Origin of the sequence: Salipiger sp. HF18 (assembly GCF_011806505.1) — a bacterium.
Taxonomy (GTDB): Bacteria; Pseudomonadota; Alphaproteobacteria; order Rhodobacterales; family Rhodobacteraceae; genus Salipiger; species Salipiger thiooxidans.
The window spans coordinates 1-623 of record NZ_JAATOS010000963.1; the positions used below are offsets into that span (position 1 = coordinate 1).

The 623-nt window shown below is 66.1% G+C and carries 1 protein-coding gene and 1 pseudogene; both read right to left on the bottom strand.

Annotation, left to right across the window (positions count from 1 at the left end; translation table 11 throughout):
- A partial coding sequence (locus tag HC022_RS28275; protein WP_254885307.1) for a transporter substrate-binding domain-containing protein occupies positions 1 to 465 on the bottom strand: 465 nt, incomplete at its 3' end.
- A gap of 37 nt (positions 466 to 502) precedes the next feature.
- Positions 503 to 623 (bottom strand): annotated as a pseudogene (locus HC022_RS29590) (c-type cytochrome, methanol metabolism-related); the annotation flags it as partial.

Sequence of the window (623 nt, forward strand, 5' to 3'; positions counted from 1 at the left end):
GACCACGAGGTGGTAGGGCCGCGCCTTGCCGATGAGCCCGGCCTTGGCCATGTGCGTCGCCGGCGGCGAGCCCGCGATGACGCCGATGCGCGCCTCGGCGAGCGCCGGGTCGGCGAAACGCTCGGCCTTGGCCAGCGCGCCGTTCTTCGGCACCACCAGCACGTAGGTCGAGGTCATGTAGTGGTTGGTGTTCAGCACCAGCTCGTGACCCTGCGCGTAGCCCATCACCACGTCGCATTTGCCCGCCTTCAGCGTGTTGCGGATGAAGCCCGTCGCCATCGGATACCAAGTGTAGCTCACCGGCAGCTCGAGCTTCGACGCGATGAGCTCGGCCAGCGCGTTCTCGAAGCCCGAGCCGTCCTCGGTCGACATCGGATCGTTGGCGGGGTCGGCGCAAACCCTGAAGGACGTCCGGGAGACAAGATCAGAGGTTTGCGCCTCGCCCGGCCCTGCATGGAAGGCCATCAGGGCCGTCAGCGCCACCGCGAGAAGGTGGCGCCGGTCACGACCCCATGCAGGCGTTTTCATTCTCGGAGAAGACATCGCTCTTGGCTTCCTTCTTGGCAGGGCGTCCGCGTCCGATGGCTTCGGAACCATGCGCCTTCAGGTAGGTGTAGATGTCG